The organism is Zoogloea sp. 1C4, assembly GCF_009469605.1.
GTDB lineage: Bacteria > Pseudomonadota > Gammaproteobacteria > Burkholderiales > Rhodocyclaceae > Zoogloea > Zoogloea oryzae.
In genome coordinates, this window is record NZ_SSXU01000005.1 from 284,624 (window position 1) to 303,912 (window position 19,289).

Annotated in this window: 19 protein-coding genes; 17 read left to right on the top strand and 2 right to left on the bottom strand. The window is 65.5% G+C overall.

Annotated elements, in window-relative coordinates:
* Positions 1-10: 10 nt before the first annotated feature.
* The 3 genes from GH681_RS08700 to GH681_RS08710 all read left to right on the top strand — a co-directional run bounded on the left by GH681_RS08700 (position 11) and on the right by GH681_RS08710 (position 1,268).
* Positions 11-343, top strand: coding sequence for a YkgJ family cysteine cluster protein (locus GH681_RS08700; RefSeq protein WP_228111832.1), 333 nt, complete (start codon positions 11-13; stop codon positions 341-343).
* Positions 344-449: 106 nt separating this feature from the next.
* On the top strand, positions 450-938 hold the full coding sequence (gene lysM / locus GH681_RS08705) for a peptidoglycan-binding protein LysM (RefSeq protein ID WP_153161072.1): 489 nt from the start codon (positions 450-452) through the stop codon (positions 936-938).
* Between the two features lie 111 nt (positions 939-1,049).
* Complete coding sequence (locus GH681_RS08710; RefSeq protein ID WP_153161073.1) at positions 1,050-1,268, top strand: RNA-binding S4 domain-containing protein; 219 nt, start codon at positions 1,050-1,052, stop codon at positions 1,266-1,268.
* Positions 1,269-1,283: 15 nt separating this feature from the next.
* Here GH681_RS08710 and gstA read toward each other — a convergent pair whose 3' ends face one another.
* The gene (gstA, locus tag GH681_RS08715) at positions 1,284-1,892 is read right to left on the bottom strand and encodes a glutathione transferase GstA (RefSeq protein ID WP_153161074.1); all 609 of its coding nucleotides are present in this window, start codon (positions 1,890-1,892) and stop codon (positions 1,284-1,286) included.
* Positions 1,893-1,916: 24 nt separating this feature from the next.
* Positions 1,917-2,303, bottom strand: a complete 387-nt coding sequence (locus GH681_RS08720) for a YchJ family protein (protein ID WP_153161075.1) — start codon at positions 2,301-2,303, stop codon at positions 1,917-1,919.
* A gap of 199 nt (positions 2,304-2,502) precedes the next feature.
* Here GH681_RS08720 and GH681_RS08725 point away from each other — a divergent pair, with 199 nt between their 5' ends.
* From GH681_RS08725 to GH681_RS08790, 14 genes are all read left to right on the top strand, one after another.
* Positions 2,503-5,052: a HAMP domain-containing sensor histidine kinase gene (locus GH681_RS08725; RefSeq protein WP_153161076.1), complete on the top strand. Its 2,550-nt coding sequence runs from the start codon at positions 2,503-2,505 to the stop codon at positions 5,050-5,052.
* Between the two features lie 9 nt (positions 5,053-5,061).
* Entirely contained in the window at positions 5,062-5,436 is a 375-nt protein-coding gene (locus GH681_RS08730) for a response regulator (RefSeq protein WP_194271183.1), read from the top strand.
* Positions 5,437-5,659: 223 nt separating this feature from the next.
* The gene (gene acnB, locus GH681_RS08735) at positions 5,660-8,257 is read left to right on the top strand and encodes a bifunctional aconitate hydratase 2/2-methylisocitrate dehydratase (RefSeq protein ID WP_153161077.1); all 2,598 of its coding nucleotides are present in this window, start codon (positions 5,660-5,662) and stop codon (positions 8,255-8,257) included.
* Positions 8,258-8,485: 228 nt separating this feature from the next.
* Positions 8,486-9,121 carry a helix-turn-helix domain-containing protein gene (locus tag GH681_RS08740; protein ID WP_153161078.1) on the top strand — a complete coding sequence of 212 codons (636 nt, stop codon included), beginning with the start codon at positions 8,486-8,488 and terminating at the stop codon, positions 9,119-9,121.
* A 582-nt stretch (positions 9,122-9,703) separates the two neighbouring features.
* Positions 9,704-10,330 carry an excisionase family DNA-binding protein gene (locus GH681_RS08745; protein ID WP_153161079.1) on the top strand — a complete coding sequence of 209 codons (627 nt, stop codon included), beginning with the start codon at positions 9,704-9,706 and terminating at the stop codon, positions 10,328-10,330.
* A complete protein-coding gene (locus GH681_RS08750; RefSeq protein WP_153161080.1) occupies positions 10,330-11,547 on the top strand; it encodes a methyl-accepting chemotaxis protein in 1,218 nt (405 codons plus the stop codon). Before GH681_RS08745 ends, GH681_RS08750 begins: the two co-directional genes overlap by 1 nt.
* 10 nt (positions 11,548-11,557) lie before the next feature.
* Positions 11,558-11,926, top strand: coding sequence for a response regulator (locus tag GH681_RS08755; RefSeq protein ID WP_153161081.1), 369 nt, complete (start codon positions 11,558-11,560; stop codon positions 11,924-11,926).
* Positions 11,927-11,952: 26 nt separating this feature from the next.
* On the top strand, positions 11,953-12,267 hold the full coding sequence (locus GH681_RS08760) for a lipid asymmetry maintenance protein MlaB (protein WP_153161082.1): 315 nt from the start codon (positions 11,953-11,955) through the stop codon (positions 12,265-12,267).
* Between the two features lie 18 nt (positions 12,268-12,285).
* Positions 12,286-14,511, top strand: a complete 2,226-nt coding sequence (locus GH681_RS08765; protein ID WP_153161083.1) for a chemotaxis protein CheA — start codon at positions 12,286-12,288, stop codon at positions 14,509-14,511.
* Between the two features lie 28 nt (positions 14,512-14,539).
* On the top strand, positions 14,540-16,144 hold the full coding sequence (locus tag GH681_RS08770; protein WP_153161084.1) for a methyl-accepting chemotaxis protein: 1,605 nt from the start codon (positions 14,540-14,542) through the stop codon (positions 16,142-16,144).
* Between the two features lie 3 nt (positions 16,145-16,147).
* On the top strand, positions 16,148-16,711 hold the full coding sequence (locus GH681_RS08775) for a chemotaxis protein CheW (protein ID WP_153161085.1): 564 nt from the start codon (positions 16,148-16,150) through the stop codon (positions 16,709-16,711).
* A 4-nt stretch (positions 16,712-16,715) separates the two neighbouring features.
* A complete protein-coding gene (locus GH681_RS08780; protein WP_228111833.1) occupies positions 16,716-17,555 on the top strand; it encodes a protein-glutamate O-methyltransferase CheR in 840 nt (279 codons plus the stop codon).
* Between the two features lie 4 nt (positions 17,556-17,559).
* Positions 17,560-18,099, top strand: a complete 540-nt coding sequence (locus GH681_RS08785; RefSeq protein ID WP_153161086.1) for a chemotaxis protein CheD — start codon at positions 17,560-17,562, stop codon at positions 18,097-18,099.
* Positions 18,081-19,157: a chemotaxis response regulator protein-glutamate methylesterase gene (locus GH681_RS08790; RefSeq protein ID WP_153161087.1), complete on the top strand. Its 1,077-nt coding sequence runs from the start codon at positions 18,081-18,083 to the stop codon at positions 19,155-19,157. The genes GH681_RS08785 and GH681_RS08790 overlap by 19 nt, the downstream gene beginning before the upstream one ends.
* The last annotated feature ends 132 nt before the right edge of the window (positions 19,158-19,289 follow it).

A 19,289-nucleotide genomic window follows, 5' to 3' on the forward strand; every position in this document is an offset into this window, starting at 1 on the left:
GAGCAAGAACTTGGCCGATCCCTGCCTTACCTGCGGCGCGTGCTGCGCGAGTTTTCGGGTGGATTTCCACGTTTCCGATCTCGAAACCTGCCCCGGCGGCTGCGTGCCGGTGGCCCTGACGGTGCCGGTGACGGCTACCCTGGCGCGGATGCGCGGCACCGACGATGGCCCGCCGCGCTGCATCGCACTGGCCGGCGAGATCGGCCAGGAGGTCAAATGCACGATCTACGACTGCCGCCCCGGGCCATGTCGGGATTTTGCGCCCTTCGCGGCGCTGGGCATCGGCGACGAAGGCTGTGCCCGTGCCCGGCGCCGTCACGGGATGAAGCCGCTGGGCGAGTGACTTCCTGCCGCTGATGACGGTGGTTTGACAGTTAGAAACATATATTTGATGCCCTTGTCTCGCAGCAGGCTTAGTCTGTCGGTTTGACCACCACTAGGAGAGACATATGGGTTTGCTGAGTTTCGTACGTGAAGCGGGCGAGAAGCTGTTCGGCCGCAAGGATGTGGAAGCCGCCGCCGCCGAGCCCAGTGCCGCCGACAAGCTGGCTGAACTCAACCAGAAGGCCGCCGCCTCCATCGTGGCCTACATCGACAAGCAGGGCCTCGACACCAGCGGTCTGGCGGTGAGCTTTGACGGCGCCAGCAGCACGGTGACGGTGGCCGGCACCGTGCTTGATCAGACCACCAAGGAGAAAGTGCTGCTGTGCTGCGGCAACGTGGATGGCGTGGACAAGGTGGACGACCAGCTTGCCGTGACCAACCCCGAGCCGCCGGCCCAGTTCCATACCGTGGTGCGGGGCGACACCCTGTCGGCCATCGCCAAAACCTTCTATGGCAATGCCAACGCCTACATGAAGATCTTCGAGGCCAACAAGCCGATGCTCGGTCACCCGGACAAGATCTACCCGGGTCAGGTGCTGCGCATTCCGGCCTGATTCTGGCGTTTGACGGGCTGCCGGCGGGCGGCCCGGATTGGCGGATTGGGTCGGGTCTGACACAATCCGCCGCTCCTCACATCTTTCGGCATCTGCCCGGAGCCCGCCACCATGACCATCCGTTTCCCCGTCGAAGGCGAATTCATCCAGCTCGACCAACTGCTGAAGGCCTCGGGCCTGTGCGGCTCGGGCGGCGAAGCCAAGCAGCGCGTCGCCGACGGTGCGGTCTTCGTGGATGGGGAAATCGAGAATCGCAAGCGGGCCAAGCTGCGCCCGGGTCAGCGCATCGACTTTGCCGGCGAGACCATCGAACTGGTCGCCGCCGGCTGATCGTCTTTCAGTTTCTTACTTCAGCAGCCCTTCGGCCTTGAGCGCCGCCTGAACGGCGGGGCGGGCCTTGATGCGCTCGGCAAAGGCGCCGAGGCTCGGCCACGGGCTGAGATCCACGTTCACCAGACCGGCCCAGCCCAGCACCGTGAAGAGGTAGGCGTCGGCCACCGAGAATTCGTCGCCCAGCAGATAAGGCTTGGCGTCGAGGGCCGCGGCGGCGATCGGAAAGCGGCGGGCCAGGTTGGCCCGGGCAGCTTCGCGCATGTCGTCGCTGGCGGCCGGGTTGAACAGTGGGCTGAAGCTCTTGTGGAGTTCGGTGCCGATGAAGGTCAGCCATTCCTGCAGTCGGGCCCGGGCGAGGGTGCCGGCGGGCGGGGCGAGCTTCTTCTCGGGCACCAGGTCGGCCACGTATTGAACGATGGCCGGGCCTTCGGTGAGGAGTTCGCCACCATCCAGCTGCAGCGCCGGCACGTAGCCCTTGGGGTTGATGGCGGCGTAGTTGGCGCCGGTCTCGGTCTCCTTGGTGCGCAGGTTCACCTTTTCGAGGGTGACGTCGAAACCGGCCTCGCGCAGCACGATGTGGGGTGAGAGGGAGCAGGCGCCAGGGGAGTAGTAAAGCTTCATGGGTGTGTCTCCTTGAGTTTTTTTTCAGTTTGGGTGGATGTCGCCATCCTGGTACAGCCAGCGGCCATCCTCGCGGACGAAGCGGCTGGTTTCGTGCAGGCGGTGGGCGCGGCCGCCGATCTTGTAGCGCGCCACGAATTCCACCACCGCATGGGTGTCGTCGGCCTGCTCGAAGCGCTTCACCGCGAGGCCCAGCCACTTGGTGGGCGGATCGTCGGCAAGGTTCAGGGCGGACGGACGGAAATCGGGATGCCAGGTGGCCAGCAGGTAGTCGTCCCGGCCGAGGGTGAAGGCGGTGTAGCGGGAGCGCATCAGCGCCTCGGCGGTGGGCGCCGGTTCGCCGCCGTCGAGGTGCCGGCCACAACAGGCGGCATATTCGGCGGGCTTGCCGCAGGGGCAGGGATGGGCCATGGGTGGGCAGCGGTTGGAGCAGGAGGCGGCATTCTGGAATGAGGCGGGTGGGCTCTGCAAGCAATCGCGATGCCATTCCTTGAGATTCCGGCATGGGTGCCGTTAGAGACAAGGTCAACGATCTTGGGCAGATAATCAGCATTCCGGTTGCTGGAAGTCGGGGCGTGGCTTGCCCGGCCGGACGGTGCGAGGTGGAGGCATGGGATTGAAAAGTCGGGGGATGGGTATTCGGGGCAAACTGATCGCGATCTTCGTGGTCATCAAGGTGCTCCCGTTGCTGCTGTTGGCGCTGCTGGCCTGGGGGATGGCCCAGCGGCTCGGGGATACGGTGAGCGCCAGGGCGAGCGCAATGGCCGAGTCGATGCTGGCGACGGTCAAACAGGTGGGCGAGGGCGCCACCAACGATTCGATCAAGGCCCTGGACGACCGGGCGCGGGTCGCCATCGAGCGGCTCACCACCGACACCGCGCGGGCGGTGGCCAGCTTTCTGTACGACCGGGATTCGGACATTCGCCAGGCATCCCTGATCGAGCCCTCCGAAGGCGCGTACCGCAACTTCCTGCTGTATCGGCTGCGGCCGATCCATCGCCACGGGCAGTGGCAGCTGGCCGAGGACGGCACCCGCTGGGAGCCCGCGGCTTCGGATGAATGGGACGAGGCGTTGGCGGCCGACCCCCGCCAGGCGCTGGCCGACAACGCGAAGGCGTTCAGCGCCCGTCCGCCCGAATACATTGGCCATGCGGAACCCCGTCCGCTGTTTGTGGAGATGAGCTTCGTCGACCTGCAGGGCAGGGAACGGGTGAAGGTGGTGACCGGCGATCTCATGCCGGGCGAACTGCGTGACGTGAGCAATCCGCACCACACCTTCCTGAAGGCCGAGCGCTACTGGCCCGAGCTGAAGAAGCTCAAGCCGGGCGAGATCTTCGTCTCTGACGTGATCGGCGCTTACGTGGGCAGCAAGGTGGTGGGCGCGTATCTGCCGGCCAGTGCCAAGAAGGCGGGCATCGAATTCAAGCCCGAGGAGTCTGCCTACGCGGGCACCGAGAACCCGGTGGGCAAGCGCTTTCGCGGCATCGTGCGGTGGGCGACGCCGGTCCAGCGGGGCGGCAGGATCGTCGGCTACGTGACCCTCGCCCTCGACCACGACCACATCCGCGAGTTCACCGACCACATCAGCCCGACCGATTCGCGCTACACCCCGATCAACGACGCCATCGTCGGCAACTACGCCTTCATGTGGGATCACCGCAGCCGCGCGATCTCGCACCCGCGGGACTACTTCATCCCCGGTTACGATCCGGCCACCGGCGAGCCGGTGACGCCGTGGCTGGACCAGTCGCTCTACGAAGCCTGGCAGGCGTCGGGCAAGTCGTCACGGGACTTCCTCGAGACGGTCAAACCCTTCGACGAGCAGTCGCTCAAGAAGAAGCCGGCGGTGGCACTGATCAAGGCCGGCACCGTGGGGCTCGACTGTCGCTACCTCAACTTCTCGCCCCAGTGTGCGGGCTGGAACCAGCTCACCGAAAAGGGCGGCTCGGGCTCGTTTGCGATCTTCTTCTCGGGCCTCTGGAAACTGACCACCGCGGCGGCGATCCCGTATTACACCGGCCAGTACGCCCAATCCCCGCGCGGTTTCGGCATCGTCACCATCGGCGCCAACGTGGATGACTTCCACCGGGCGGCGACCGAATCGGCCAAGCGCATCGGGCAGAGCATCGCCGAGATGGACAAGTCGCTCCTCGCCCAGCGCCAGGGGCTGCAGGACGGCATCGCCGAGAACCTGACCCAGACTGCCGGGGCGCTCACGCTATCCACGCTGCTGATGGTGGCGCTGGTGATCGTCGTGGCGATCTGGATGGCCCAGTTCATCACGCGCCGGATCACCACCATGATCGGTGGCCTCGGGCGCTTCCAGGCGGGCGAGTTGTCCTATCGCCTGAAGGTGCAGACCGACGACGAGATGGGGCAACTGGCCCAGTCGTTCAACAGCATGGCCGACGAGGTGCAGGAATCGTTCAAGCGCTCGGAGGAGGCCCGGACCCGGGCGGAGGAGGCCAACAAGCTCAAGTCGGATTTCCTCGCCAGCATGTCCCACGAACTGCGCACGCCGCTCAACGGCATCCTCGGCTATTCGGAACTGCTGCAGCTCGAACTGGCCGATCCGGTCCATCTGGAGTACGCCACCACGATCCAGTCCTCCGGCCAGCACCTGCTGGACATCGTCAATGATCTGCTCGACCTCGCGAAGATCGAGGCCGGGCGGCTCGAATTGAAGTCGACGAACCACGGTCTGGTCGGCCTTGCCCGCGAACTTGTTGGCGCCCACCGCCCCCATGCGCAGGCCAAGGGGCTGTCCCTGGAGCTCGAACTGGCCGACAACCTGCCCGAGTCGCTGTCGATGGACATCCAGCGGGTAAGACAGATTCTCAATAATCTCTTGAACAACGCGATCAAGTTCACAGAGAATGGCAGGATTGGCCTTCGCGTGACACTGGACGGCGAGCGGGTTGCCTTCGCCGTCTCCGACACCGGGCCGGGCATCCCGCCCGAGGCACAGGAAGTCATTTTCGAGAGATTCCGCCAGTTGGACCAATTCCTGACCCGTGACCACGGTGGCACCGGCCTTGGTCTTGCCCTCGCGCGGGAGCTCGCGCATCTGCTGGGCGGCGATCTCGTCGTGCAGTCGATCATGGGCGTTGGCTCGACATTCACCCTGTTCCTTCCGATCACCCTCCCGCAGTCCCGATAGGCACTTTCCATGAGCGATTCGTCCTCCTCCCTGAAAAGGGTTCTCGTTGTAGACGACAACGTGATCAACCGACGCCTCGCGATCGCATTCGTGAGCCGCCTCGGGTACACCACGGATCAGGCCGAGGATGGCCCGGACGCGCTTGCCAAGCTGGATGCCGAGTCCTTCAGCATCGTGCTCCTGGATATCAGCATGCCCGGCATGTCGGGTGAAGAGGTGCTCGCGCGCATCCGCGCCGACGGCCGATTCGGCGGCCTGCGCGTCATCGCCTATACTGCCCATGCGCTCCCGGAAGAGAGGCAGCGGCTCATTGATGCGGGTTTTGATGATCTGCTGATCAAGCCGATCACGCTGGGCGCCGTCGAGCGCGTGCTCCAGGCTTGATGCACGCACCGGCATGGTGCGGGAGCCGTTGAACTTGCTGGAAAAATTGGATTGTGCGTTCGCACAATCGAGGTAGTTTTAAAATATAATATATATAAGACTTGGCTCTGCCTTATAAAAACCAAAGGCCGGTCTGTGAGGGAGACGCGCCCCGGGGTTTTCCCGGCCCAACGCGCAAGACAGCATCACCGTAATGTAACCATCGTCTAGGAAGGATCTACCCATGCTTGAAGCCTACCGCCAGCACGTTGCCGAGCGTGCCGCCCTCGGCATCCCGCCGCTGCCCCTGTCGAAGCAGCAAACCCAGGCTCTGGTCGAACTGCTGCAGAATCCGCCGGCCGGCGAAGAAGCTTTCCTGGTAGATCTGCTGACTTACCGCGTCCCCGCCGGCGTGGATGACGCCGCCAAGGTCAAGGCCGAGTTCCTGGCCAAGGTCGCCAAGGGCGAAGTGGCCTGTGGTCTGGTTTCCAAGGTCAAGGCCACCGAACTGCTGGGCACCATGCTCGGCGGCTACAACGTCAAGCCGCTGATCGACCTGCTGGGCGACGCCGAATGTGGCGCCCCCGCCGCCGAAGGCCTCAAGAAGACCCTTCTGGTCTTCGACTACTTCCACGACGTCGCCGAACTGGCCAAGGGCGGCAACGCCAACGCCAAGGCCGTGATCCAGTCCTGGGCCGATGCCGAGTGGTTCACCTCCCGTCCGGAAGTCCCGGCCTCCCAGAAGCTCACCGTCTTCAAGGTCACCGGCGAAACCAACACCGACGACCTGTCGCCCGCGCCGGACGCCTGGTCCCGCCCCGACATCCCGCTGCACGCCCTGGCCATGCTGAAGAACCCGCGTCCGGGTATCGAAGCCGACGAGCCGGGCTCCCGTGGCCCGATCAAGCAGCTCGAAGCCCTGGCTGCCAAGGGCAACCTGATCGCCTACGTCGGTGACGTGGTCGGTACCGGTTCCTCCCGCAAGTCCGCCACCAACTCCGTGCTGTGGTTCACCGGCGAAGACATCCCCTTCGTCCCGAACAAGCGCTTTGGCGGCGTCTGCCTGGGCTCCAAGATCGCCCCGATCTTCTTCAACACCATGGAAGATGCCGGCGCGCTGCCGATCGAAATCGACGCCGGCCAGATGGACATGGGCGACGAGATCGAACTGAAGGTTGACGGCGCCACCGGCAAGGTCACCGCCACCAAGAACGGTGCCGTGATCGCCGAATCCCAGCTCAAGACCCTCGTCATCCTCGACGAAGTCCGCGCTGGCGGCCGTATCCCGCTGATCATCGGTCGTGGTCTGACCACCAAGGCCCGCGAATTCCTCGGCCTGCCGGTGTCCACCCTGTTCCGCCTGCCGCAGAACCCGGCCGACGCCGGCACCGGCTACTCCCTGGCCCAGAAGATGGTCGGCCGCGCCTGTGGCCTGCCGGAAGGCAAGGGCATCCTGCCGGGCACCTACTGCGAGCCCAAGATGACCACCGTCGGCTCCCAGGACACCACTGGCCCGATGACCCGCGACGAGCTGAAGGATCTGGCCTGCCTCGGCTTCTCCGCCGATCTGGTGATGCAGTCCTTCTGCCACACCGCCGCCTACCCGAAGCTGGTGGACGTCAAGATGCACCGCGAGCTGCCGTCCTTCATCTCCACCCGTGGCGGCGTTGCGCTGCGTCCGGGCGACGGCGTGATCCACTCCTGGCTGAACCGCCTGCTGCTGCCGGATACCGTCGGCACCGGTGGTGACTCCCACACCCGCTTCCCGATCGGCATCTCCTTCCCGGCCGGTTCCGGTCTGGTCGCCTTTGCCGCCGCCACCGGCGTCATGCCGCTCGACATGCCGGAATCCGTGCTGGTCCGCTTCAAGGGCCAGATGCAGCCGGGCATCACCCTGCGTGACCTGGTCAACGCGATCCCGCTGTACGCCATCAAGGCCGGCCTGCTGACTGTCGAGAAGAAGGGCAAGAAGAACGTCTTCTCCGGCCGCATCCTCGAAATCGAAGGTCTGCCGGATCTGAAGGTCGAACAGGCCTTCGAACTGTCCGACGCCGCCGCCGAGCGTTCTGCCGCCGCCTGCGCGATCGCCCTGAACAAGGAGCCGATCGTCGAGTACATGCGTTCGAACATCACCCTGATGAAGTGGATGATCGCCGAAGGCTACGAAGACGCCCGCACCCTGAAGCGCCGAATCAACGCCATGGAAGACTGGATCGCCAACGGCGTCCTGCTAAAGGGCGATGCCAACGCCCAGTACGCCGCCGTGATCGAGATCGATCTGGCCGACGTCAAGGAGCCGATCGTTGCCTGCCCGAACGACCCGGATGATGTGAAGGTGCTGTCCGAAGTCGCCGGCGACAAGATCGACGAAGTGTTCATCGGCTCGTGCATGACCAACATCGGTCACTTCCGTGCTGCTGGCAAGGTGCTCGATGGCAAGTCCGACATCCCGACCCGTCTGTGGATCGCCCCGCCGACCAAGATGGACGCCCTGATCCTGACCGAAGAAGGCTACTACAGCGTCCTCGGCAAGGCTGGCGCCCGTATGGAAATGCCGGGCTGCTCCCTGTGCATGGGCAACCAGGCGCAGATCCGCAAGGGCTCGACCGCCATGTCCACCTCCACCCGTAACTTCCCGAACCGTCTCGGCATCGACACCCGCGTGTATCTGGGTTCCGCCGAACTGTCCGCGATGTGCGCGCTGCTCGGCAAGATCCCGACCGTGGCCGAGTACATGGAGAACATCAAGGTGGTGAACGCCAAGGCGGCCGACATCTACCGCTACATGAACTTCGACCAGATCCCGTCCTTCGTTGAAGTGGCGGATACCGTCGAGATGTAAGAGCTGCCGCTGCGCCCCAAGGCGCTGCTGCATTCAAACCCCGCGTCCCAGCATTGCTGGGCGCGGGGTTTTTTCTTGGGCGCACCCGACAGACTGGACGACACGACGTACCGATGTTTGGCGGAGGGGCGACGACTGAGTTGTGTATTTGTTGAATGTGCGTGAAATGGCCGTATTTGCGCAAATAAACATAAAAATCGATAATAACGAAAACAACAGTCCGCCCCCATGAACCCAGTCCCCTCGACGTCCCTGACCTGTTCCACCCGCGAGGCCGCTCGCTTGCTCGGGGTCAGCGTCCGCACGGCCCAGCTGTGGGTCGAGGATGGGCGGCTTCGTGCATGGAAGACGCCCGGAGGACATCGCCGCATCCTGGTCGAGTCGGTCGAGCGGCTGGTGGACGAGCAGCGTCGCGCAGGAGCGACATCCGGGCCTGATGCTTCAAGTGTGCTGATCCTCAAGGAAAACGCCCGGGATCGGCGTGCGCTGCAGGCGTTGCTGGGCAGCGTGCTCTCCGACTGCACGGTCTGGGCGGTGGCGAGTGGCTTCGAAGGGTTGATCCGGATCGGCGAGATCAGGCCGGATGTGCTGATCACGGATCTGGGCGTCACGGGCCTTGATTTCTTTCAGATGATTCATTCGCTGCTCGACGATGTCCGGGAGCACCCGATGGTGGTCGTGGTTCTTCTGGCATCAGGCGTTGACAGGGCTGCGGTGAGCGCCCGTCTGCCCGGGGATGTGGTGCTGGTGGAGCCGCCGATTGACGGACACGAACTGGCAGCCCTCGTCTGGGGCCTGCTCCAGAAACACAAGCGCACGACCTTGGCGCAACCCGTAGGCTTGTCGGCCTCCGGGTGCCCATGAGCCCGGGCGGACGCAAACTCAGCGGATTCTCTGGTGGCGGTTGTGCCGACTGGTGAAGCTGTTCCCCGTTCGTTGTTCCTGCATGCCGTGCTGTCGGTCCGCGCGCCGCATTCGTTGACGTTGTGAGTTGAACTGTCTTTCCGCCGGTTAGCTGCCGGTGCGCATGAGTGATCCCCAAAGCCCCTGTCCGGAATGCCGGTCAGGGGCTTTTTCTTTCTTCAGATTCCGTTCTTCAAGGCTTTCAGTTGCCCCTTGATACCCAAGGTGGGCAGGGCGACCTCGCTGTGATGAGGGGGGTATTCGCTAAAAACAAAAGATTTTAATAACAAAAACAACAAAAACGATTCATCTTTCCCCGGCCTGGATTGTGAAACAGGATTCTGACACCTAGGGTCAGATTGTCGTACCGATCGGTGTGGCTTTGCATTGCACTGAAAAATAAAGATAAATTTGAATTGACCGCGATTCCTGCGCTCTTTTACGGTTCTGCCGGCGGTTGCGCTGAAACATAAAAACGTTAAATTCGACAAAATATTGATTAAAACAATAAAAATGATAATATCGATAAAACAGGTAAGGATTATGACCACAGACGCTCTCTCCGCCCAGACATGTTCCACCCGCGAAGCGGCCCGCTTGCTTGGCATCAGTGTGCGAACGGCCCAGCTTTGGGTCGAGGACGGCCGGTTGCAGGCATGGAAGACGCCGGGCGGGCATCGCCGGATTCTGATGGGTTCGGTCGGACGGCTGCTCGACGAGCAGCAGCGGGCCGGCATGACCCGCCATGCGCCCTTCGGCGTACTCGTGCTTCGCGAGAACCCGCAGGAGCGGCAGGCCTTGCAGCGCCGGCTGGAAGAGGTGCTGTCCGACTGTGTCGTGGTTGGCGTGGGGGATGGGTTTGAAGGGCTGATCCGCATTGGCGAGATGGCGCCTACGGTGCTGATTACCGATCTGGGTGTCACCGGACTGGACTTCTTCCGGATGATCAATGCGCTGATCGCCCATGCCAGGGATCGCGCGATGCTGGTGGTGGTGCTGGTGGCATCGGAAGCGGACAAGGTGGGGGTACGCCAGCGTCTGCCGGATGAGGTGGTGATAGTGGGCACCCCGCTCGACAGCTCGGAGCTGACGGTCATGGTGCAGGCATTTCTGCGCAATTGGCGGCGGGAAAACGAACGGACTGGCCAGAGTCTGGAGGAGGGGCGGTGATGGAGTCGTACATGCAGGCGCAAGGGATTGCCCGGGAGCAGGCGGCAAATGTTGCAAGGCCCGGTCTGCCATGGGCGTGGATCGGTCTGGGCGGATTGAGTGCGGGGCTGTTCGTCGTGGTGGGGGGCCTGCGGCCGGAGGTGCTGGCGCTGGCGGTGTTGCAGTGGATCGCGGTGGCGCTGCTCGGTGGCCATCAAGCCCGTCGCCACTGGCAGGCGCTGAGTGCGGCGGAGGCCCGGCTTGCCGATGTGCTGCGGGCTCAGGAATCCATGCTGGCGCCAGTGGAAGGGCTCGACACGCTGTGCGAGGAAGTGCTGCCCGTGTGGAGCGGGCAGGTGGCTCAGGCCCGTCAGCAGACGGAAGACGCCATCACTGCGCTGTCCAACCGCTTTGCGGGCATCTCCACGCGGGTCGAGACCGCGGTGGCCACGTCGCGCGGGGCGAGCGGAGAGGATCTGGTGGCACTGCTCAACATGAGCGAGACGGAGCTCGACACGATTGTTGCCGCCCTGCGGGATGCGCTCTCGCACAAGGAGGTGCTGCTCGAGCAGGTGGCACAGCTGGCCAGCATCACCGAATCGCTGCAGCAGATGGCGGGCGAGGTGGCCGATGTGGCCAAGCAGACCAACCTGCTGGCGCTCAACGCCGCCATCGAGGCAGCGCGGGCTGGCGAGGCGGGGCGAGGTTTCGCGGTGGTGGCGGACGAGGTGCGCAAGCTGTCTTCGTCGTCGGGCGATACCGGCAGGAAGATCGGCGAGACAGTGAGTTCAGCGACGCGGGCTATCCATGAGGTGTTGTCGGTCTCCGAGCGCAACGCCCGGGACGACCAGCTGCTGGTGAGCGAATCCGGCCAGCAGATCGGTCAGGTGGTACAGCGCCTGCGCACGGCAGCCGGAAATTTGGTCGATGCCTCCCAGTCGCTGACTGTCGAGGGGCAGATGGTGGCGGGCGAGATCGGCGAGGTGCTCGTGGCGCTGCAGTTCCAGGACCGGGTCAGTCAGGTGCTCGGGCATGTGGAGTCCGACATGGGACGGCTCAAGGGGCTCCTCGCCGGTGTGCGTGCGGACCAGCAATCCGGCATCGCCCCGCAACCGATCGACGTCGGGATGTGGATGGTGGAGATGGCCCGCGCCTACACCACACCCGAACAACATTCCCTGCATCGGGGCGAGGCTGCGGCCCGTGCCCAGGATGCAGCAGGCATCACATTCTTTTAAGGAAACACACATGGCAAAGACCATCCTCATCGTGGATGACTCGGCGTCCCTGCGTCAGGTCGTCGCCATCGCGCTGCGCGGGGCAGGCTACGAAGTGCTGGAAGGCTGCGACGGGCGGGACGCCCTGGGCAAGCTGGACGGCCGCAAGGTGCATCTCATCATCAGCGACGTGAACATGCCGAACATGGACGGCATCAGCTTCGTGAAGGCGGTTAAGCAGCTTCCGGCCTACCGCTTCACGCCGGTGATCATGCTCACCACCGAGGCCGGCGAGGACAAGAAGCGCGAGGGCCAGGCGGCTGGCGCCAAGGCCTGGGTGGTAAAGCCCTTCCAGCCGCAGCAGATGCTCGGCGCGGTCGCCAAGCTGGTCCTGCCCTGAATCCGCCTGCCGGAGGAGAGAACACCATGAACGCATCCGATCTGAAGAACCTTGGCAGCAGCCATGTCGTGATTACTGGCGAGATGACCATCTACACCGCCCGCGAATGGCGTGACGAGTTGCTGGCCGCGCTGGCCGCGCCGGGTGATGTGGAGCTTGACCTGTCGGGCGTCAGCGACATCGACGCGGCGGGCATTCAGCTGCTGGTCTCGCTGCGCCTGGAGGCGGCCGACGGCGACCGGGGCTTCAATGTGCGCGCCGCCAGCAAGCGGGTTCTGGAGGCGTTCGAGTTCTGTCGCCTGCTTAGATTCTTCGAGCTCGAGCCGGCGGCTCAGGCCTGACACGCGGAGCTGCCGACCATGACCGACCATTTCGAAGATCCGCTCCAGACCTTCATCGCCGAGAGCCGCGAACTGCTCCAGCAGATGGAAGACGCGCTGCTGGAAGTCGAGGGCAACGCCGACGACCCCGAAACCATCAACGCGATCTTTCGCGCGGCGCACACCATCAAGGGCTCGGCGGGGCTGTTCTCGCTGGACCACATCGTGGCCTTCACCCACGTGGCGGAGAGCGTGCTTGATCGGATCCGCGCCCACCAGCTCGCCTTCGAGCCGGCCTTCGGGGCGCTGTTTCTGGAAGTCTGCGACCAGCTGGGCGCATTGATCGACGGCCTGGCCGCCGGTGAGGCGCCAGACGACGCGATCAGCGCCCGGAGCACGGCGCTCACCGCCCGGCTGCAGGCGGTCCTCGACCGGGGTGCCACTCCGGGTGCGCAGTCGGCGGGGACCGACGCCGCCGTCGCCGGGAACCCGGCCGAGCATCTTATGGCTGCGGGCGCGGACACCGTGGCCAGCGGCCTGTGGCACGTGTCGATGCGGCCGGGTGCCGACCTGCTGCGTAACGGCATGGACCCGCTGTCGATCCTGAACTACCTGGGCACCCTCGGCGAGATCGTCAGCCTCGAGACCGTGATCGGTGGCGTTCCGCCCCTGTCGGCCCTTGATCCCGAAACCTGCTATCTCGGCTTCGACCTCAGCTTTGCCAGCCAGGCCGACGCCGCCACGGTGAATGGCGCTTTCGATTTCGTGCGGGAGGACAGCCTGGTCCGGATCATCCCGCCTTACGGCCCGCTGGACGATTACCGGGCGTTGGTCCGCGACCTGCCGGACGACAAGCTGCTGCTGGGCGAGATGCTCGTCCGCTGCGGTTCGCTCACCGCCGACGAGCTGGCCCTGGCCCTGCGCACCCAGGAGGCCCGCGCCGAAGCCTGCCAGATCACTGGCGAGCTTCCCCCGCTGATCGGCGAGGTGCTCGTCGAGCAGCAGCTGGTGGATGCGCCGCTGGTGGATGCGGCCCTCGACCACCAGCAGGAAGCCCGGAAGGCCCGGGCTGGCGAGCCGACCCTGATCCGGGTGGACGCCGCCAAGCTCGACCAGCTCATCAACCTGGTGGGCGAGCTCATCATCGCCGGGGCTGGCGCCCAGCTGGTGGCGCGGCGGGTCAAGGTGCCCGCGCTGGTAGAAGCCACCGGCGTGCTGTCGCGGCTGGTGGAGGACGTGCGCGATTCGGCGCTCAACCTGCGCATGGTGCAGATCGGCGCCACCTTCAGCCGCTTCCGCCGGGTCGTCCGGGACGTGGCCGCCGAGCTGGGCAAGGACATCCAGCTCGATATCCGCGGCGGCGAAACCGAGCTGGACAAGACCGTCGTCGAGAAGATCGGCGATCCGCTCACCCATATCGTGCGCAACGCCCTGGACCACGGCATCGAGCCGGCCGACGTGCGCGCCGCCCGCGGCAAGCCGCGGCAGGGCCGGCTCAGCCTGAACGCCTATCACGAGTCGGGCAGCATCGTCATCGAGGTGAGCGACGACGGCGGCGGGCTGCGCAAGGAGCGCATCCTGCAGAAGGCGGTCGAGCGCGGGCTGGTGGGCGAAGGCCAGGTGCTGTCGGACAAGGAGATCTTTGGCCTCGTCTTCGAGCCCGGCTTCTCCACCGCGGCGCAGGTCAGCAACCTTTCGGGGCGTGGTGTGGGGATGGATGTGGTCAAGCGCAACATCCTGGCGCTGCGGGGCACCGTGGATCTGGACAGCGTGGAAGGGCAGGGCACCACGGTGCGCCTGCGCCTACCGCTGACGCTGGCCATCATCGAAGGCTTTCTCATCGGGGCCGGCAGCGCGTCCTACGTGGTGCCCCTGGAGCAGGTGCTGGAGTGCATCGAGCTGCCCGAAAAGGACAAACCCGAGCAGGGCGCGAGCTACCTCAACCTGCGCGGCGAGGTGCTGCCCTTCGTGCGCCTGCGCGACCTGTTCGACATCCCGGGCGAAGCGCCCCGCCGCGAGAACGTGGTGGTAGTGCAGTACGCCGGGGAGCGCGCCGGGCTGGTGGTCGATCAGCTCTTCGGCGAGTTCCAGACCGTCATCAAGCCGCTCGGCAAGGTTTTCAGTCATATCCGCTGCATCGGCGGTTCCACCATTCTCGGCAGCGGAGAAGTTGCCCTGATCCTCGATGTTCCCGGGCTGGTTCGGCAGGTGACCGAGCGCCAACCCGTCTCCCGTCACCTGTCTTCCACCCTGTCGGCGGCTTGAGCCGTCGGCCACCCTTTGGAGAATCATCATGACCGTCAGCAAGAAAATGCTGTCCCTGATCCTGTCCGCTGCGTTCGGGATCATCCTTCTGGCCACCGTCAGCCTGACCCAGATGAGCCGGGTCTATGAAACCACCAACTACGCCAATGAGATCGTGGTGCCCAGCGTCCTCACGCTGGACGCGGCGTTCGCACCGATGGCTGCCGCCCGCACCCAGCTGTGGCAGCACATCGCCGCGTCCGACACGGCGGTGATGACCGGCCTCGAAGAGAAGATCGCCGCCAACCACCGCAAGATCGACGAAGCCCTGAAGAAGTACGAAGGCCTCCTCAGTGACGAGAAGGACAAGAGCCTGCTCGCGGCCGACCGGGCTGCGCTCGCCGAGTTCGACCAGCTTCGCGATCGGGTCTATGTGCTCTCGCGGGTGAACAAGATGGAAGAGGCGCGGGACCTGCTGATGGCCAACCAGGCCACGATGGCCCGCCTGTGGGATGCCTTCGAGGAGCACCGCCAGTACAACGCCGAACTGGGCCGGAAGACCGCCGAGGACGCTGCCCACAGCATCGCCAGCGCCCGCTGGGTGGCGATGGGGATTGGTGCGGCCACGCTGGTTGCGGTGTCGCTCATCGGTGTGCTGATCACCCGCAACCTGATGCAGCAGCTGGGCGGCGAGCCGGGTTACGCGGCCCAGGTGGTGTCGAAGATTGCCGAAGGCGACATGACGCTGACCGTCGACACCAAGGCCGGCGACACGACCAGCCTGCTCTACAACGTGAAGATCATGAACGAGCGGCTCACGTCCATCATCACCGAAGTGCGCAGCTCGGCCGATTCGCTCTCCAGCGCATCGGAAGAGGTGAGCGCCACCGCCCAGAGCCTGTCCCAGTCGTCCAGCGAGCAGGCAGCGAGCGTCGAGGAGACCTCGGCGTCGATGGAGCAGATGTCGGCCTCCGTTACCCAGAACAGCGAGAACGCCACCCTTACCGACAGCATGGCGGCCAAGGCGGCCAAGGAGGCGATCGAGGGCGGTGAGGCCGTGCGCTCCACCGTCGAGGCCATGAAGAGCATCGCCGACAAGATCGGCATCGTCGACGACATCGCCTACCAGACCAATCTGCTGGCGCTCAATGCAGCCATCGAGGCGGCCCGGGCCGGCGAGCACGGCAAGGGTTTTGCGGTGGTGGCGGCCGAGGTGCGCAAGCTGGCCGAGCGCAGCCAGGTGGCGGCCCAGGAGATCTCCGAGACTGCCAAGAGCAGCGTGGCCCTGGCCGAACGGGCCGGGACGCTGTTCGAAGGGATCATCCCGAGCATCACCAAGACCTCCGATCTGGTCCAGGAGATCGCCTCCGCGTCGGACGAGCAGAGCTCCGGTGTCGGCCAGATCAACTCGGCCATGGCCCAGCTCTCCCAGACCACCCAGCAGAACGCCTCGGCCTCCGAGGAGCTTGCGGCCACCGCCGAAGAGATGAGCGCCCAGGCCGAGCAGCTGAGCAAGGCGATGGCCTACTTCAAGCTTGCCAGCGGCCATCGGGCACGGCCCGCCCGCGCCGAGGCCGCCAGCCGTGCCGAGAGCCGTCGCCAGTCCGGTCGGGCGCCGATCTTTGAAACCGAGTTTGTCCAGTTCGAGGGCTGAGCGATGGCCACGCTTGCCAGGAAAGACCTGCCAGCGGTGGCCTTGGAGCCCCGCCAGTACCTGACCTTCACCCTGGGCGGCGAGATGTACGCCGTCGAGACCCTCAGCGTGAAGGAGATCATCGAGTACGGTCAGGTGACCACCGTGCCGATGATGCCGCGGAGCATCCGCGGCGTCATCAACCTGCGTGGCGCGGTGGTGCCGGTGATCGACCTGAAGGCGCGCTTCGGCGGCCAGCCCACCGAGGTCACCCGGCGCACCTGCATCGTCATCATCGAGATGAGCGGCAGCGACGAGTGCCAGGTGCTGGGCATCGTGGTGGATACGGTGAGCGAGGTGCTGGAGATCCCGCCCGGCGAGATCGAGCCGCCGCCGGCCTTTGGCGCGCGCATCCGGGCGGATTTCATCCGCGGCATGGGCAAGGTGGGCGGCGGCTTCGTGATCCTGCTCAACGTGGAGGCGGTGCTGTCCACGGACGAGCTGTCGGCGCTCGACGAGCTGTCGCGGCACGGGCAGCCGGTGGACGCCGGCGCCTTGCCGCGTCTTGCCAGCAGCGTTGTGGTCTGAAGCCATGACGACGACCGCCGTCCGGGGCCACGTCATGGGTCTGCAGGGCCAGCTGACGGATCGGGAGTTCGGTCAGTTCCGCGCGATGATGTACTCGCTGGCGGGGATTAGCCTGTCCGACGCCAAGAAGCAGCTGGTGGCCGGGCGGCTGGCCCGCCGGCTGCGCCAGCTGGATCTGGACGGCTACGGCAGCTACCTGAAGCGGGTGCAGGCCGATTCCGATGAGCGCCAGGTCGCGGTGGATCTGCTGACCACCAACGAGACCTACTTCTTCCGCGAGCCCAAGCATTTCGACTTCCTGCGCAGCCACGCCCTGCCCGAACTGAAGGGGCAGAGCACGGTGCGGGTGTGGAGCGGCGCCTGCTCCAGCGGCGAGGAGCCCTACACCATCGCCATGGTGATGGCCGAGGTGCTGGCGGGGCGCCCGTGGGAAATCGTCGCGTCGGACCTCTCCACCCGCGTGCTGGCCCATGCGCGGGAGGGGCGTTACCCGATGGACGACGCGGCGGGCATCCCCCGGCCGCTGCTGGCGAAGTACTGCCTGAAGGGCATCGGCAGCCAGGACGGCACTTTCATGATGAAGCCCGAGCTGCGCGGGCGCATCAACTTCCGCCAGATCAACCTGAACGCCGCCTTGCCGGACATCGGCCAGTTCGACGTGATCTTCCTGCGCAACGTGATGATCTATTTCGACCTGGAAACCAAGCGTCAGGTGATCCGGCGCATCCTGCCGCTGCTGCGGCCGGGGGGCTATTTCATGCTCAGCCATTCGGAGAACCTCAACGGCGTCTCCGATGCGCTGAAGACCGTCCGCCCGTCGATCTATCGCAAGCCGGCGGCCTGAACCCATGCGCATGCCCGACGGGGTCGTCGAGATCTTCCTGCAGCCGGGCGAATGGTATTTCGGCGACAGGCACACGCGCATCCGCACCGTGCTCGGCTCCTGCGTGTCGGCGGTGTTCTGGCATCCCGGGGCGCGGGTGGGTGGCATGTGCCACTTCATGCTGCCCACCCGCGGTGAGCGCCACGGCCGCAGGCCCGACGGGCGCTACGGCGACGAGGCCTTCGGGCTGCTGCTCGACGAGATCCACCGGGCGGGGCTGGACACCAGCGGCGTGCGGGTGCGGCTCTTTGGCGGCGGCGACATGTTCCCCGGTGTGGTGAGCGGCGCCACATCGAAGTCGGTGGGCCGCCAGAACGTGGAGGCGGCCCTGCGGCTGGTGGAGCGGCACCGCCTGCTGTGCAGCGCAACCCATGTGGAAGGCTACGGCCACCGTCACCTGATCTTCGATGTGTGGAGCGGCCGCGTCACCATGCGGCACGGCGTGCTGCCGGGCCCTTCAAGAACAACCAGAAAAGGAATCTCCCCATGCCCACCATCAAGGTGATGATCGTCGACGATTCGGCGGTGGTCCGTCAGGTCCTGTCCGCCACGCTGGATGAGGATGTCGGCATCGAGGTGATCGGTGCCGCCGTGGACCCGGTGTTCGCCCTCGAGAAGATGAAGGCCCAGTGGCCCGACGTGATCGTCCTCGACGTGGAGATGCCGCGGATGGACGGCATCACCTTCTTGCGCCGGATCATGGCCGAACGGCCAACGCCGGTGGTGATCTGCTCGACCCTCACCGAGAAAGGCTCGGAGACGGCGCTGCAGGCCCTGTCGGCCGGCGCCGTGTGCGTGGTGACCAAGCCCAAGGTGGGGCTCAAGCAGTTTCTCCACGATTGCTCCGACGATCTCATCAGCGCGGTGAAGGCCGCGGCCCGGTCCAACGTGCGGCGCCTGGTGCCGAGCGCCCCTGCACCGAACCCTGTGGCGCCCAAGCTCTCAGCCGACGCGATCCTGCCCGCGGGCTCGGCGATGGCGCAGACTACCGAGACGGTGGTGGCCATCGGCACCTCCACCGGCGGCACCCAGGCGCTGGAATCCGTGCTGCGGGCGCTGCCCCGGGTGTCGCCGGGGATCGTCGTGGTGCAGCACATGCCGGAGAAGTTCACCGGCGCCTTTGCCCAGCGCCTTGATGGCCTGTGCGAGGTGGAAGTCCGCGAGGCCCGCCATGGCGACCGGGTGATGCCGGGCCGGGTGCTCATCGCGCCGGGCGGGCGGCACATGCTGCTCAAGCGTAGCGGCGCGCAGTACGTGGTCGACGTGATCGACGGCCCGCCGGTGAGCCGTCACCGGCCGTCGGTGGATGTGCTGTTCCGGTCTGCCGCGCGCTTTGCCGGCCGCAACGCGGTGGGCGTCATCATGACCGGGATGGGTGACGACGGCGCCCGCGGCCTCAAGGAAATGCACGACGCCGGCGCCTGGACGGTGGCCCAGGACGAAGCCAGCTGCGTGGTTTATGGCATGCCCAAGGAAGCCGTGAAGCTGGGCGGGGTGGACAAGGTGCTGCCGCTCACCGACATCCCGGCGGCGATCCTCGGCCGGATCAGCCGCCGTAGTTGACCCCGGCGCCTGAGCGGATTGCGACAATCCGCCGGCCCTTTTCGGCGCCTTGCCGACAAGGCTTTGCGGGCGCCCGGGCCGCGCCAGGCGGGTGCCGCCCGGCCCAGGCTGATGGCATTGATCTTGCACGTG

Coding starts and splice junctions, on each gene's coding strand:
- GH681_RS08720 (WP_153161075.1), bottom strand. CDS start 2,303: ATGGCCCATCCCTGCCCCTGCGGCAAGCCCGCCGAATATGCCGCCTGT.
- GH681_RS08775 (WP_153161085.1), top strand. CDS start 16,148: ATGGCCACGCTTGCCAGGAAAGACCTGCCAGCGGTGGCCTTGGAGCCC.
- GH681_RS08740 (WP_153161078.1), top strand. CDS start 8,486: ATGAACCCAGTCCCCTCGACGTCCCTGACCTGTTCCACCCGCGAGGCC.
- GH681_RS08760 (WP_153161082.1), top strand. CDS start 11,953: ATGAACGCATCCGATCTGAAGAACCTTGGCAGCAGCCATGTCGTGATT.
- lysM (WP_153161072.1), top strand. CDS start 450: ATGGGTTTGCTGAGTTTCGTACGTGAAGCGGGCGAGAAGCTGTTCGGC.
- GH681_RS08790 (WP_153161087.1), top strand. CDS start 18,081: ATGCCCACCATCAAGGTGATGATCGTCGACGATTCGGCGGTGGTCCGT.
- GH681_RS08785 (WP_153161086.1), top strand. CDS start 17,560: ATGCGCATGCCCGACGGGGTCGTCGAGATCTTCCTGCAGCCGGGCGAA.
- GH681_RS08710 (WP_153161073.1), top strand. CDS start 1,050: ATGACCATCCGTTTCCCCGTCGAAGGCGAATTCATCCAGCTCGACCAA.
- GH681_RS08750 (WP_153161080.1), top strand. CDS start 10,330: ATGGAGTCGTACATGCAGGCGCAAGGGATTGCCCGGGAGCAGGCGGCA.
- GH681_RS08745 (WP_153161079.1), top strand. CDS start 9,704: ATGACCACAGACGCTCTCTCCGCCCAGACATGTTCCACCCGCGAAGCG.
- gstA (WP_153161074.1), bottom strand. CDS start 1,892: ATGAAGCTTTACTACTCCCCTGGCGCCTGCTCCCTCTCACCCCACATC.
- GH681_RS08730 (WP_194271183.1), top strand. CDS start 5,062: ATGAGCGATTCGTCCTCCTCCCTGAAAAGGGTTCTCGTTGTAGACGAC.
- acnB (WP_153161077.1), top strand. CDS start 5,660: ATGCTTGAAGCCTACCGCCAGCACGTTGCCGAGCGTGCCGCCCTCGGC.
- GH681_RS08780 (WP_228111833.1), top strand. CDS start 16,716: ATGACGACGACCGCCGTCCGGGGCCACGTCATGGGTCTGCAGGGCCAG.
- GH681_RS08765 (WP_153161083.1), top strand. CDS start 12,286: ATGACCGACCATTTCGAAGATCCGCTCCAGACCTTCATCGCCGAGAGC.
- GH681_RS08770 (WP_153161084.1), top strand. CDS start 14,540: ATGACCGTCAGCAAGAAAATGCTGTCCCTGATCCTGTCCGCTGCGTTC.
- GH681_RS08755 (WP_153161081.1), top strand. CDS start 11,558: ATGGCAAAGACCATCCTCATCGTGGATGACTCGGCGTCCCTGCGTCAG.
- GH681_RS08725 (WP_153161076.1), top strand. CDS start 2,503: ATGGGATTGAAAAGTCGGGGGATGGGTATTCGGGGCAAACTGATCGCG.